The following is a 14071-nucleotide window of genomic DNA, read 5'->3' on the forward strand; positions in this document are numbered from 1 at the left end:
CCCGGCCCCGCGAAGCCCCCGTTCCGTCCGACGGAACGGGGCTTCGCGCGTTCCGGGGGCTTCGCTCCGGTTGTCCGAAAACGCACGGACGGAGTCGATCCCTCCGGATCTAGGGTGAGCCCGTTGATCAACATGACCGTCCGTCAGGCGGATCGGCCCCTCCGGCCGTCGCCATCACACGGCACGGTCACACCCACCCTTCCCCCGTTACGCGAGGAGTGCTCCGTGAGCACGATCGTCACCCTGACCGACGCGAGCTTCGACGCGAAGGTCGTCAAGGCCGCCGGGCCCGTGCTGGTCTCGTTCCTGGCCGAGTGGTCCGGCCCCTGCAAGATGGTGGAGCCGGCCCTGAAGGAGCTCGCCGCCGAGTTCGCCGGCCGCCTGGTCGTCGGCAACCTGAACATCGACCAGAACACGGCCACCCCGCCCAAGTACGGCGTCACCGCGATCCCCACCCACCTTCTGTTCAAGGCCGGCAAGGTCGTCGGCACCAAGATCGGCCCGTGGAACAAGGCCCAGCTCACCGAATGGCTCCAAGAGAACAAGATCTGACGCGCACCCGCCGGCTCCCCCGCGTCGCGCCCACCGTCCCGTGCGGGCACGCCGTCGCAAGACCCTCGCGCCGCCGCGCGTCCCACCGTCGACCGGCTCGTCCTCCTGCCCCGCGCACGCCCCTTCGTCCGAAGGTCGCGTCCGCTCCCGAAAGGCCCGTTCGTTGACCTCCGCTCTGCCCCGCTCACGCCGCCGCGCCCCCGGGCGCGCCCTGCTCGCCTCGGCGGGCATGTTCGGCGCGCTCGCCACGGCCGTGGCCCCCGCCGTCGCCCTTCCCGCGCCCGCCCGGGCCCCCTCGGCCGTCACCGCCACGGCCCCCAACCCCCGCGCCTACGTCCTCACCGGCCCCACCCACTCGGTGTACGTCTACGACACGGTCACCGGGGAGTCCGTGGGCGGGGCGAACGTGCCGAACGGCACCGCCCGCATCGTGGCCTCCCCCGACGGTTCCCGCCTGTACGCGTCGCGGTCGTTCAGCCCGGCCAGCACCATCGCGGCCATCGACACCGCCACCGGTGACACCGTCGCCACAATCACCGTCGGCAAGGGTTCGGACGCCGCCGCCGTCTCCCCGGACGGCACCCGCCTCTACGCGGTGAACCGCCCGGACCAGACCGTCTCGGTCGTGGACACCACCACCAACACGGTCACCGCCACGGTTCCCGTCGCGGGCGCGGAACCCCAACAGGCCGCCGTCTCCCCGAACGGGAGCGAGGTCTACGTCGCGCACACCGGTGGGGTCACCGTCATCGACTCGGCCACCGCGACGGTCACCGCGACGATCCCGATCACCGGCACCCCCCACGACATCACCTTCGCCCCCGACGGCTCGCGCGCCTACGTCACCAACAGCGTCTTCTCCGCCAACCCCGGGCTCAGCGTCGTCGACACCGGCACCCGCGCGGTCACCGGCACGGTCCCCCTGGGCGGACGGTCCTTCGACATCGTCCTCGCCCCCGATGGCTCGCGGGCCTGGGTGGCCCACCCCTTGGAGAAGTTCGTCTCCGTCGTGGACCTCGCCGCCGCCACCGTCACGCAGACGATCGCGTTCGACGCCAAGCGCCCGCAGCGTCTGGCCGTCACCCCCGACGGCGGCCGGCTCTACGTCACCCGTGACTCGGGGGACCTCGGCTACGCCCTCAGCACCGTCGACACCGCCACGAACGCCATCGACGGCAACAGTTGGTACGGGGGGAACATCCGCGACGTGGTCGTCTCCACCCCGCCCACCCCGCCGGCCGCCGACCTCGGCGTCGCCCTGACCGCCACCCCGCACCCGGGCCTGGTCGGCCGGATCGACTACACGGTCACCGCGACCAACGACGGCCCCGCCGCCCTCACCTCCGGCACCGTGACCGTCACCGTGCCCGCCGGGGCCACCAGCGGCGACTGCCAGGTCAGCGGCACCACCGCCACCTGTGACGTGAGCGGCCTCGCCGCCGGGGCCTCCGTGACCCGGCACCTGAGCGTGCCCGTGGCCCTGCTCTCGCTGGGCACCCCCTACACGGTGACCGCGACCCGCACCGCCTCCGCGCCCGTGGACCCGAACGCGGCCAACGACACGGCCACCCGGACCTGCACCGCCCTCACCCCGCTGCTCATCAACTGCCCCTGACCGGGCCCCGTGAGCGAAACCGGCCGTCGGCGCGCCCCGCGCCGACGGCCGGCCGCGTCTCAGGCGTCGGCGCGCAGGCGGAGCAGCTTCTTGTCGGGCTTGCCCGCGTCGGTCAGGGGCAGGCGGTCGACGAACTCGATCCGGTCGGGCACGTACATGGGGCCGCGCCCCTCCGCGATCAGCTCCCGCAGCTCGTCCGCGGTGGTCGCGGCGCCGGGGGCGAGGACCACCGTCACGTGGATCCGCTCGTACCCGCCGTCCGCGTCCCGCACCCCGTACACCGCGCTGTCGCGGACCTCGGGGTGACCGGCCAGGAACTCCTCCAGCTCGGTCGTGTACACGTGTCCACCGACCACGGCGATCATGTCCTTGATGCGGTCGACCACGGTGAGCCGGCCGTCCTCGTCGAAGCTGCCGAGGTCCCCGGTGTGGATCCAACCGTCGCGCAGCACCCGCGCCGTCAGCTCCGGGTCCTTCCAGTAGCCCTCCATCGGCTGCGCCGTCAGCACGCAGATCTCGCCGACCTCGCCCGTCGGCAGCGCCTTGCCGTCCGGGTCGCGGATCTCGACCTCCACCCCGGGCGCCACCCGACCGGCGGTGCGCAGCACGTCGAGCCGGTCGGGGTCGTGGTCGGCGGGCGGCAGCAGGCTGATCCCGCCCGCCTCGAACTGGCCGTACCCCTGTTGCAGCACGGGTCCGAGCCGGCGCAGGGCGCGCGCTATGCGGGTCGGGGAGGAGGGGGTGCCGCCGTAGGTGACGGTGCGCAGGCTGGAGGTGTCGAAGCGTTCGCCGCCGGGGTGGTCCACGACCTGGTAGAGCAGCGGCGGCAGCAGGAACATGCGGGTGATGCGTTCGCGTTCGATCGTCGCGAGGATCTCGCCCGGCTCGAAGCCGTAGTGGAGGACGACGGTACCGCCGGTGGCGAGGGCGTTGTCGGCGAGGAACCCGCCCGCGTGGGAGAGCGGGGTGGCCAGCAGGTCGCGGGGGGCGGCGGGGCCGTCCGGGTCGTGGAACAGGCCGAGTCCCGACATGCGTCCGAAGGTGCTGCGGATGCCCTTGGGGTGTCCGGTGGTGCCCCCGGAGTGGCGGATGAAGCACAGGTCCTCGGGCCGGGCCGGGCTCGGCACGGGTTCGGCCGACTCCCCGGCCGCCAGGGCGAGCAGGTCCACGCTGCCCGCCGGGGCCTCCTCGGGGACGGGGCCCAGCAGCAGGACCCGTTCGACGGGGACCCGTTCGAGCAGTTCGCGGGCCCGGCCGGCGAGGGCGGGGTCGACGATCAGGACGCTGGTGTCCACGTCGGCGATCATCTTGGCCTGGACCTCGGCCGCGAGCCGGTTGTACAGGTGGTTGTACTGCACGCCGAGCAGGTTGACGGCGTACCGGGCGGCAATGGTCTCGGGCAGGTTCCCGCACAGCAGGGTCACCGTGCGGCCCGGTTCCACGCCCAGGCGGCGCAGGGCGCGGGCGAGGCGGTACACCGTGGAGCGGAACTCGTCGGCGCCGATCCGGCGTTCCCCGAAGACGACCACCTCCCGCCCCGGCACCTCGGACAGGCCGTCGAGGATCTCCTCCACGTAGTTGCGGAACTCGACTTCGTTCTCGGACACGCCGCGCACTCCCGGGGTCGGGCCGGCCGGGAGCGCACGGGCCGGGGACCTCGGTCTCCGCGACCGTCTCCCCCGCCGACCACAAAACGATCTTGACGGGTTCGACGCTACCCGCCGCCGGCCGGACCCCGCAGCGCGGAATCCGGCCGGCCCGGGCGGGCGCTACTTGAGGGTGGCCGAGGTGAGGCCGGCCTGGATCTGGCGCTGGAAGGAGAGGTAGACCACCAGCATCGGGATCATCGCGAGGGTGACGCCGGCGAAGAGCACCGGCAGGTCGGTGGCGTATCCGGCCTGTTGCTGGAGTTGGACCAGGCCCTGGGTGAGCATGTAGCGCTCGGGGTCGGAGCTGTTCTGCGGCTGCATGAGCACGGCGGGCAGGATGTACTGGTTCCACTGGCCGAGGGTGTTGAATATCCCGACGCTGATCAGGCCGGGCTTGGCCATGGGCAGCATCACCTGGAAGAAGATCCGGGCGTGGGAGGCCCCGTCGATGACCGCCGCCTCGTGCACCGCCGTGGGCAGGGTGCGGAAGAACGAGTGCATGAAGAAGACGGTGAAGGGCATCGAGTACGCGATGTACACGAGGATCAGGCCCTGGTAGCTGTTGAGCATGTCCAGGCGTTTGACCATGAAGAACAGCGGCACGAGGGCCAGGAAGACCGGGAACATGGCGCCGCTGACGAAGAAGTAGTACACGACCCGGTTGCCCTTGAAGGGGTAGCGGGCCAGCACGTAGGCGGCCATCGAGCCGAGCAGCATCGTGAGCGGCACGGAGAACACCATGACGATGAAGGTGTTCGCGAAGTAGTCGCCGATGTGGCCCTTGGTCCAGGCCCGCCCGAAGGCGTCGAAATTCCAGTTCGAGGGCCAGCTGAGGGCGGAGCCGCCGATCTGCGCGTCGGTCTTGAACGCGCCGAGGGCCAGCCAGATCAGGGGCAGGACGATCAGTATCGCCCAGACGGCGAGGAAGCCGTGGGAGAAGACGTTGAGGGCGGCGCCCTCGGAGGAGCGGGGCCGTTCCCCGTCCGTGCGGCGGGCCCCGGAGCGCTCCGCGGCGGACTCGCCGGGGGCCTTGATCACTGTGGTCATGGGGGTCTCCCGCTAGAACTCGACGCGGTCGCGGCGGGTGGCGCGCAACGTGATGACGGAGAGGACCATGGTCAGCACCAGCATGACCACGCCCATCGCGCAGGCGTAGCCGCTCTTGCCGAAGTAGAGGAAGTTGCGCATGAGGACGGTGGCCATGACCTCGCTGTGGTGGTCGGGGCCGCCGCCGAACTGGCCGGAGGTCATCGTGGAGACCAGCACGAACATGTCCATGGCTGCGATGCCCAGGTAGACCGCGGAGGTCTGCACCGAGTCCCAGAGCAGCGGCAGGGTGATCTTGAAGAAGGTCTGGCCGCGCTTGGCGCCGTCGAGGAGGGCGGCCTCGTAGATGTCCCGGGGCACGGACTGCATGGCGGCCGAGAAGAGCACGAGGTAGAAGCCGACCCCGTGCCAGACCACCACGAGCAACAGGCACCAGAGCACGAAGTTCGGTTCGTTGAGCCATTCGACGGGCGCGGCCGCGTCCACCAGGCCGAGCTTGATCAGCACCCCGTTGAGGAGTCCGCCGCCGTCGCTGCGGTACACGGCGCCGAAGAGGACGGCGAGGATCGCGAGCGAGAGGACCTGCGGGAAGAAGTAGACGATCTTGTACGTCTTGGAGCCGGCGACCCCGCGGACCCCGCCCGCCCCGCTCCGTCCGCCCGCGTTGAGCATGAAGGCGAAGAAGAGGGCGAGCAGAATGGTGACGACGGGGACGAACACCAGGAGCAGCAGGTTGTTCAGGAGCGCGCCCCGGAAGACCTCGTCCCGCCACAGGGTGGAGTAGTTGTCGAGGCCGACGAAGTCGAACGTCGGCGACTGCCCCGACCAGTTGGTGAACGAATAGCCGAACGTCTGCACGTACGGCCAGATGACGAAGATCAGGTACAGCGCGAGGGGCAGGAGCAGGAAGCCGGCGATGAAGCCGTTCCTCCCCTTGCCCTGGGCAACGTGGCTCATGGTGTCCGTCCCCGGTCGCCGGTCAGCTGCGGCGGTTGTTCTTGGCGTTGGGGTCCTTGGCGGCCTTGTCCACGGCCGCCTGGGCGCGCTTGATCCACTCCTTGGGCTGGATGCGCTTGGCCATCAGCTCGTTGGAGGCGTTCTGGATCTCGGTGTCCATCTCGCTGTACCAGTCCGGGTAGCGGTAGTTGAAGGTGTTGTCGCCGGCGGCCTTGAGGGCCTCGACGGTGGACTGGGTGCCGGGGCGGAGCTTGACCGAGGGGTCGACGCCGTCCTTGACGATGGTGAGCGAGTTGGCCTGGGCGGCGAAGATGCCGGACCATTCGCGCGAGAGCATGGAGCGCAGGAATTCCATGCCGCCGGCCTTGTTGGCGGCCTTCTCCGGGACGATGAAGGGCTCGCCGGCACCGGCGCGGATGGCCTCGAAGGGCAGCTTGGAGTCGGGCAGCGTGGGCATCGGCAGGAACTTCATGTCGAAGTCGGCCGGGGTCTGCTTGAGCTGCTCGTTCTCCAGCCAGGAGCCGGAGGTGATGAAGGCGGCCTTGTACTGGTTCCAGGCGGTCTGGGACTCGGTGTGGGTGAGGCCGTTGGTGCCCGGCATCAGCAGGCCCTTCTCGACCACCTCGTAGATCGCCTCGACGGCGGCGAGGGCCACGGGGTTGTCGGCGAATGCCTTCGGGTCGAGGTTGTCGATGGCCTTCATGGCGTCGAGGCCGCCGGTCTTGGCGATCAGGTCCATGATCGCCACGTTGATGTAGTACGGGAACTTGCCCTGGTGGGCGAGGCCGCCGATGCCGGCCTCCTTGGCCTTGGTACAGACGGCCAGGAACTCGTCCCAGGTCTTGGGCGGGGTCCAGCCCTTCTCCTTGAAGAGCTTGCCGGAGTACCACAGGCCCCAGACGGTGTACACGTACGGCACGTAGACGAACTTGCCGCCGAGCTTGCCCTGCTCCTCGATGCCGGGGACGAGCATGTCCCGGACCGTCTTGGTCGGGTCGTCGAGGGAGGGCGCGTCGAGCACGGGGGTCAGGTCGGCGAGCTGGCCGCCCTTCTGGAGCACGTCCAGCTTGATCTGCTGGGCGCCGGAGTCGTCGATGACGTCCGGCGGGTTGCCGCCGTTGAAGCGGGGCTGGAGCTTGGCGGTGATCTCCTGGGTGCCGAGGTGGGAGCTGGTGGTGCCCCACTTCTTGTCGAACGCCTTCTCCCACGCCTTGGCGTAGTCGTCGCCGTACCCGCCCTTGAAGACGACCACGTCGAGCTTGCCGCCCTTGGCGACGCCGAACGGGTTCTCCTTGGTGACCGGGGCCTTGGAGGCGGTGGCGGACGGGGCCGCGTCCCCGCCGGAGGCGCACGCGGACAGGAAGCCCATGGTGGGCACGGCGATCAGGCCGAGTGCCGCGGAACGCTTGATCAGGTCCCGGCGGCCGAGGCCGTCTCCGGTGCTGTTCTCGCCGTGGGCGGAGGTGGATCCCATGCTCAAGTCCTCGCCTTCGTCAGGAGTGTGAAGGAGGCGGAGAAACACGGCAGTTGCCGTGCACGCTGGCATCGTCGCAGGTCCCCGCCGTCCCCCTGTCCGGCGTCGCCCGCGGTGCGAACGGCCCGAACGGGCACAGGTATAGTCCACTTCCGCTCGGCTGAGCAAGATCGTGCACAAGGTTCGGTCGCGCCTTTTCCGAGTTGAGACCTCTCCGTCACCACCGGCCGTCCCCGGCCCCCGGTGGGCCGTGTCGCGGCGGGGGAACGACAAAAGGGCCGTACCCCCGTGTATGGGGATACGGCCCCGGCGCCGGCTCCGTCCGGCGCAACGCCGCGCGATCCGCGCGTGTTCCTCCGAACGGGCCGGCCTCAGGCCCTGCCGGTGACCCTGGCGGGTCAGCCGCGGATGAGGTTCCGCAGCACGTACTGCATGATGCCGCCGTTGCGGTAGTAGTCGGCCTCACCGGGGGTGTCGATGCGGACGACCGCGTCGAACTCGACACCGGTGTCGGTGGTGACCTTCACCGTGCGCGGGGTGGTGCCCTCGTTGAGCTCGGTGACGCCGGAGATCGCGAAGGTCTCCTCGCCGGTCAGGCCCAGGGAGGCGGCCGTGGCGCCCTCGGGGAACTGGAGCGGGAGGACGCCCATGCCGATCAGGTTCGAGCGGTGGATGCGCTCGTAGGACTCGGCGACGACGGCCTTCACGCCGAGCAGGGCGGTGCCCTTGGCGGCCCAGTCGCGCGAGGAGCCGGAGCCGTACTCCTTGCCCGCCAGGATCACCAGCGGGACGCCGGCGGCCTGGTAGTTCTGCGAGGCGTCGTAGATGAACGACACCGGGCCGTCCGCCTGCGTGAAGTCGCGGGTGAAGCCGCCCTCGGTGCCCGGCGCGATCTGGTTGCGCAGGCGGATGTTGGCGAAGGTGCCGCGGATCATGACCTCGTGGTTGCCGCGGCGCGAGCCGTAGCTGTTGAAGTCGCGACGCTCCACGCCGTGCTCGGTCAGGTACTGACCGGCCGGGGTGTCGGCCTTGATGGCGCCGGCCGGGGAGATGTGGTCGGTGGTGACCGAGTCGCCCAGCTTCGCCAGCACGCGGGCGCCGGCGATGTCGGAGACCGGGGTGGTCTCCATGGTCATGCCCTCGAAGTACGGGGGCTTGCGCACGTAGGTGGACTGCGGGTCCCACTCGAAGGTGTTGCCGGTCGGGATCGGCAGCGCCTGCCACTGGGCGTCGCCCGCGAACACGTCGCTGTAGGACTTGTTGAACATGTCCTCGCCGATCGCGTTGGCGACGACGTCGTTGACCTCGGACTCCGAGGGCCAGATGTCGGTCAGGTAGACCGGCTTGCCCTCGGTGTCGGTGCCGATGGCCTCGGTGGTGACGTCCACCTTCATGGAGCCGGCGATGGCGTACGCGACGACCAGCGGCGGGGACGCCAGGTAGTTCATCTTGACGTCCGGGTTGATCCGGCCCTCGAAGTTGCGGTTGCCGGAGAGCACCGAGGTGACCGCGAGGTCGGCCTCGTTGATCGCCTTCGAGATCTCCTCGTCCAGCGGACCGGAGTTGCCGATGCAGGTGGTGCAGCCGTAGCCGACCAGGTTGAAGCCCAGCTTGTCCAGGTACGGGGTGAGGCCGGCCTTGTCGAAGTAGTCGGTGACGACCTTCGAGCCCGGGGCCAGGGTGGTCTTGACCCACGGCTTGCGGGTCAGGCCCTTCTCGACCGCCTTCTTGGCCACCAGCGCGGCGGCGACCATGACGTACGGGTTCGAGGTGTTGGTGCACGAGGTGATCGCGGCGACGGTGACGGCGCCGTGGTCGATCTCGAAGGAGGTGCCGTCGGCCAGGGTCACCGGGGTCGGCTTGGTCGGCACGCCGTTGGACGAGGCCGGGGAGTCGGACGCCGGGAAGGACTCCTTGCCGGCCTCCTCGTCGTCGCTGACGTAGTTGCGCACGTCGAGGGCGAACTGCTGCGCGGCGTTGGCCAGCACGATCCGGTCCTGCGGGCGCTTCGGGCCGGCGATGGACGGGACCACGGTGGAGAGGTCCAGTTCGAGCTTCTCGGAGAAGTCCGGCTCGGCGGCCGGGTCCAGCCACAGACCCTGCTCCTTGGCGTACGCCTCGACCAGGGCGACCTGCTGCGCGGAACGGCCGGTCAGGCGCAGGTAGTTCAGGGTCTCGCCGTCGATCGGGAAGATCGCGGCGGTGGAGCCGAACTCGGGCGACATGTTGCCGATGGTGGCGCGGTTGGCCAGGGAGGTCGCGGCCACGCCCTCGCCGTAGAACTCGACGAACTTGCCGACCACACCGTGCTTGCGGAGCATCTCGGTGATGGTGAGCACGAGGTCGGTGGCGGTGGTGCCCGCGGGCAGCTCGCCGGTCAGCTTGAAGCCCACGACGCGCGGGATCAGCATGGAGACCGGCTGGCCCAGCATCGCGGCCTCGGCCTCGATGCCGCCGACGCCCCAGCCCAGCACGCCCAGGCCGTTGACCATGGTGGTGTGCGAGTCGGTGCCGACGAGGGTGTCGGGGTAGGCGACGCCGTTCCGGACCATGACGGTGCGGGCCAGGTGCTCGATGTTCACCTGGTGGACGATGCCGGTGCCGGGCGGGACGACCTTGAACTCGTCGAAGGCGGTCTGGCCCCAGCGCAGGAACTGGTAGCGCTCCTTGTTGCGGCCGTACTCCAGCTCCACGTTCTGCTGGAAGGCGTTGGCCGTGCCGAACTTGTCGGCGATGACGGAGTGGTCGATGACCAGCTCGGCCGGGGCCAGCGGGTTGATCTTCGCCGGGTCACCGCCGAGGGCCTTGACGGCCTCGCGCATGGTGGCGAGGTCGACGACGCAGGGCACGCCGGTGAAGTCCTGCATGATCACGCGGGCCGGGGTGAACTGGATCTCCTGGCTCGGCTGGGCCTGCGAGTCCCAGCCGCCGAGGGCACGGATGTGGTCGGCCGTGATGTTGGCGCCGTCCTCGGTCCGGAGCAGGTTCTCCAGCAGGATCTTCAGGCTGTACGGCAGGCGAGCGGAGCCCTCCACCTTGTCCAGCCGAAAGATCTCGTACGACTCGTCGCCCACCTGCAGCGTGCTGCGGGCGTCGAAGCTGTTCGCCGACACGACAGTCTCCTTCATGCATGAATTTCGCGCGTATTGCCGCAATCCTGCCGCCACGCCCCATGGCCAATCCGCTAAGGTAAGGCTAAGTTAGGTAACCCTTACCAGCGGGGGCGGCTGCGGTACGCCTTCGGCAGATATCTCGATGTCGAGATAACTCTAGTACATGTCCGTGCGGGCGGACGAGGCACGCACCCGCGAGCCGACCGACGACGGCCGTCGCCCGGCCGCCTCACGCTGCCCGCCCACCCCCAGGATGACCAGGCAGGACGCGGAAACGCTCGCGCCCCGGTCGAGCCCCCGGGTGACGGGGCTCACGCCCCCTTGACGCCCCGCGCCCACCCCGCGCCATCCCGCGCGTCCCCTTTACCCCCGATGTCCGGGGCGGTGGCGCGGGCGCGGGGGTGGAACGGGAGTGGAGGAGGCGCGGGGGTGGAGGGTGGCCGGCAGCAGCAGGGCGCGCGGGGCCGGGCCCGGGCCCCGTTCCACCAGCGCGATCAGCGCCGCCACCGCCTCCCGCGCGATGCGCTCCGGCCCGAAGGAGACCGTGGACACCGCCGGCCGGTCCGGCCCGCCGTCGCGCGCGTACTCCTCGTCCTCGCTGGCGCACACCAGCAGCAGCTCCCCCGGCACCCGCAGCCCGTGCCGTCGCGCCGCCGCCAACAGCTGCCGGCCGCCCGGGTCGTACACGGCGTACACCGCGTCCGGCCGCTCCCCCACCGGGCGGGTCAGGGCCGCGTCGAAGGCCCGGCCCTCCTCGTCCTCGGGGCGGAACGGGATCACGAGCGGCCGCGCGCCCCGGGCCGCGCACCACTCGCGGTAGGCCGCCGTCACCGCGCGGCTGTAGTTCTCCTCCCCGAACCCGGCGTGCAGGGCCGGGCGGACGGCGCCGCCGGCCGCCAGGTGGTCCAGGACCCGGTGGGCCGTCTCGCGGTGGTCGTTGTCCACCCACACGTCCCCCGGGCGCGGCTGCGGCGGCCGGCCGTCGAAGACCAGCGGCAGGCCGCGGGCGCGCAGCGCGGCCAGCACGGGGTCGTGGGCCGGGGTGTCGAGCAGCAGCATCCCGTCGACGGCGAGATCGTGCCAGAGCGGGTCGGCGCCGCGCGCGGCCGGCAGCACGGTCAGGGCGTAGCCCCGGGCGTGGGCGGCGGAGGCCGCGGCGGTCAGGACCCGGCCGAAGTAGGCCACGGAGGCGTAGTCCCAGTCCGCACCCGCGTGGGTGGTGACGGCCAGGCCGAGGGTGCGGGTCGCGGCCCGGCCGGGGCGGGGGCCGGCGTAGCCGAGGGCGGCGGCGAGTTCGCGGACCCGGCGGCGGGTGCCGGGGGCGATTCGGCCGGTGCCGGTCAGGGCGTGGCTGACGGTGGCGGTGGAGACCTCGGCGGCGCGGGCGATGTCGGCGAGGGTGGGCGGCGGGGCGGGGGCCGTCGAACGCGGGGCGGCGGCCGGGGGGCGCGGGGCGGGTCGGGGCACGGGCACGGCGGTCATCGTACGGACCGGTTCGGGGCGCGGGCAGGGGGTCGGGGTGCGGATTCCGTCGTGCGGGACGGGTTCCGGTGAAGGCGTTAACCGCGCAGTGTCCACGCCACCCGCGCCGGCGGTCGGTGCGGGTTCTCAGGGAATGGGGGCGCGCCGTGACGCGTGCGACGGAGGGTGTGGGCGCGGACGGGGTTCGCGGGGCGGCGGGTCCGGGCCGGCGGCGGGTGTTGGGACTGGCGGCGGGCGCGGCGGCGGCCGGGGTGGTGGGGGCGGCGGGTCCGGCCTCGGCGGGCCCGGTCCCGGCGACCTCGGGGTCGGGGTCCGGTGGTTCGGGGCGGGGCGGGGCGGCGTGGGTGCTGCACTCGGCGCGGGTGTGGACCGGGGCGCGGTCGGGGCCGGGCACGGCCGAGGCGGTGGCGGTGGGGCGGGACGGGCGGATCCTGGCGGTCGGCTCGAACGCGTTGGTGCGGCGGCTGGTGGGGCGGGACACGGAGGTGGTGGACGCGCGCGGGAACACCGTGATGAGCGGGATCCACGACGGTCACGTGCACCCGTTGGGGGCCGGGGACCGTTCGCTGCGGCCCTCGCTGGCGGGGGCGGAGACCACGGAGGCGGAGCTGCTCGACCTGCTGAACGGGTTCCTCGCCGACACCGGCGGGGCGGGGGCGGAGCCGGACCGGTGGCTGGTGGTGGAGGACTGGAACCCGGTGGGGCTGCTGCCGGTGGGCTCCGCCCCGCACCACCGGATCCTGGACGCGTTGCCGACGCGGCGGCCGATCGCGCTGGTGGGCGGGGACGGGCACAACCTGTGGGCGAACGGGCGGGCACTGGCCCTGGCCGGGATCACGGCGTCCACCCCGGACCCGGTGGGCGGGCGGATCGTGCGGGACGCCTCGGGGGCGGCGACGGGGGTGTTGAAGGACGACGCGCAGGTGCTCGTGACCCGGTTGACGCCGACGCCGTCGGCGGCGGAGCTGGCGGCGGCGTGCGCGAAGGTGCTGGGGCTGGCGGCGGCGTCGGGGGTGACCTCGATGACGGACGCGCTGGTGGGACGGCACGAGTTGGAGCTGTACCGGACCCTGGCCGGTTCGGGTCGGCTGCCGCAGCGGATCACGCCGGCGATCCGGCTGGACGCCGAGCAGGCCGGCGACCCGGGGGCGGCGCTGGCGTACGCGCGGGGGTTGCGGGCGGAGTTCGGCGGGGTGCCGGGGCTGGCGTTCGGGACGGTGAAGGTGTTCCTGGACGGCGTCATCGAGTATCCGGCGCAGACGGCCGCGCTGCTGGACCCGTACCTGGACGCCTCGGGCCGGCCCACCGCGAACCGGGGCGAACTGTACGTGGAGGCGGCGGCGTGGGGCCGGTTGACGGCCGCGTTCAACCGTGCGGGGTGGCGGATGCACGCGCACGGGCTCGGTGACCGGGCGGTGCGCACGGCGCTGGACGGGTACGCGTGGGCGCGGCGGACGACGGGCATCCGGGACGCGCGCAACGCGGTGGCGCACCTGGAGCTCGTGCACCCCTCGGACTGGCGGCGGTTCGCCGAGTTGGGGGTGGTGGCGTGCATGCAGTTGCAGTGGGCCACGCGGAACACGTGGACGGAGGGGGCGTTGGCGCCGTACATCGGGCCCGAGCGGCACCGCCGGCTGTACCCGGCGCGGAGCCTGGAGCGGGCCGGGGCGTGGCTGTCGGGCGGTTCGGACTGGCCGGTGGACCCGTTGCAGGTGTGGAACCAACTGCGGACGGCGATCGACCGGCGGGGCGCGGACGGGGAGGGGGAGCTGTACCCGGAGCAGGGGCTGAGCCGGGAGAGCGTGCTGCGGATGCACACGGCGGGGACGGCGTGGCAGATGCGCCAGGAGCGGCTGACGGGGTCGTTGGAGGTGGGGAAGGCGGCGGATCTGGTGCTGCTGGACCGGGACGTGACGCGCTGTGCGCCGGCGGACATCTCGGGCACGGAGCCGGCACTGACGCTCGTGAACGGGCGCGCGGTGCACGACGCGGGGAGCGCGGCGGGCCGGGAGGCGACCCGGGCGCTGGCCCGCGGCCGGGCGCGGGCCAGGGCCGCGGCGGCGACCCCGGGCGGGGCGTACGCGGCGGTGCACGGCCTGACGGGCCCGGCGGCCGGCCGACACGCGGTGTGCGGCTGCGCCCAAGGCGGCGCGCCGGGGGTGACGGGCCGGGGGTGACGGGC

Annotated in this window: 9 protein-coding genes; 3 read left to right on the forward strand and 6 right to left on the reverse strand. The window is 72.1% G+C overall.

Features of this window, described 5'->3' with window-relative positions:
* Nucleotides 1–225 precede the first annotated feature (225 nt).
* Both ACN20G_RS03770 and ACN20G_RS03775 read left to right on the forward strand, forming a co-directional pair.
* Nucleotides 226–552, forward strand: a complete 327-nt coding sequence (locus ACN20G_RS03770; RefSeq protein ID WP_424211280.1) for a thioredoxin family protein — start codon at nt 226–228, stop codon at nt 550–552.
* A 163-nt stretch (nt 553–715) separates the two neighbouring features.
* Complete coding sequence (locus ACN20G_RS03775) at nt 716–2167, forward strand: cell surface protein (protein ID WP_424211281.1); 1452 nt, start codon at nt 716–718, stop codon at nt 2165–2167.
* Between the two features lie 59 nt (nt 2168–2226).
* On the opposite strand, the gene ACN20G_RS03780 is transcribed toward ACN20G_RS03775, so the two are convergent.
* The 6 genes from ACN20G_RS03780 to ACN20G_RS03805 all read right to left on the reverse strand — a co-directional run bounded on the left by ACN20G_RS03780 (nt 2227) and on the right by ACN20G_RS03805 (nt 11880).
* Nucleotides 2227–3774, reverse strand: coding sequence for an AMP-binding protein (locus ACN20G_RS03780; RefSeq protein ID WP_424211282.1), 1548 nt, complete (start codon nt 3772–3774; stop codon nt 2227–2229).
* A 162-nt stretch (nt 3775–3936) separates the two neighbouring features.
* Nucleotides 3937–4863 (reverse strand): carbohydrate ABC transporter permease, encoded by a 927-nt coding sequence (locus tag ACN20G_RS03785; protein ID WP_424211283.1) that lies wholly within the window; start codon nt 4861–4863, stop codon nt 3937–3939.
* Nucleotides 4864–4875: 12 nt separating this feature from the next.
* Nucleotides 4876–5820, reverse strand: coding sequence for a carbohydrate ABC transporter permease (locus ACN20G_RS03790; RefSeq protein WP_424211284.1), 945 nt, complete (start codon nt 5818–5820; stop codon nt 4876–4878).
* Nucleotides 5821–5842: 22 nt separating this feature from the next.
* A complete protein-coding gene (gene ngcE / locus ACN20G_RS03795; RefSeq protein WP_424211285.1) occupies nt 5843–7294 on the reverse strand; it encodes an N-acetylglucosamine/diacetylchitobiose ABC transporter substrate-binding protein in 1452 nt (483 codons plus the stop codon).
* A gap of 398 nt (nt 7295–7692) precedes the next feature.
* The gene (gene acnA / locus ACN20G_RS03800; RefSeq protein ID WP_424211286.1) at nt 7693–10407 is read right to left on the reverse strand and encodes an aconitate hydratase AcnA; all 2715 of its coding nucleotides are present in this window, start codon (nt 10405–10407) and stop codon (nt 7693–7695) included.
* A gap of 363 nt (nt 10408–10770) precedes the next feature.
* The gene (locus tag ACN20G_RS03805; RefSeq protein ID WP_424211287.1) at nt 10771–11880 is read right to left on the reverse strand and encodes a LacI family DNA-binding transcriptional regulator; all 1110 of its coding nucleotides are present in this window, start codon (nt 11878–11880) and stop codon (nt 10771–10773) included.
* A 155-nt stretch (nt 11881–12035) separates the two neighbouring features.
* On the opposite strand from ACN20G_RS03805, the gene ACN20G_RS03810 reads away from it, so the two are divergent.
* Complete coding sequence (locus ACN20G_RS03810; protein WP_424211288.1) at nt 12036–14066, forward strand: amidohydrolase; 2031 nt, start codon at nt 12036–12038, stop codon at nt 14064–14066.
* Nucleotides 14067–14071 lie beyond the last annotated feature (5 nt).

Source organism: Streptomyces dryopteridis (genome assembly GCF_049606955.1).
Taxonomy (GTDB): domain Bacteria; phylum Actinomycetota; class Actinomycetes; order Streptomycetales; family Streptomycetaceae; genus Streptomyces.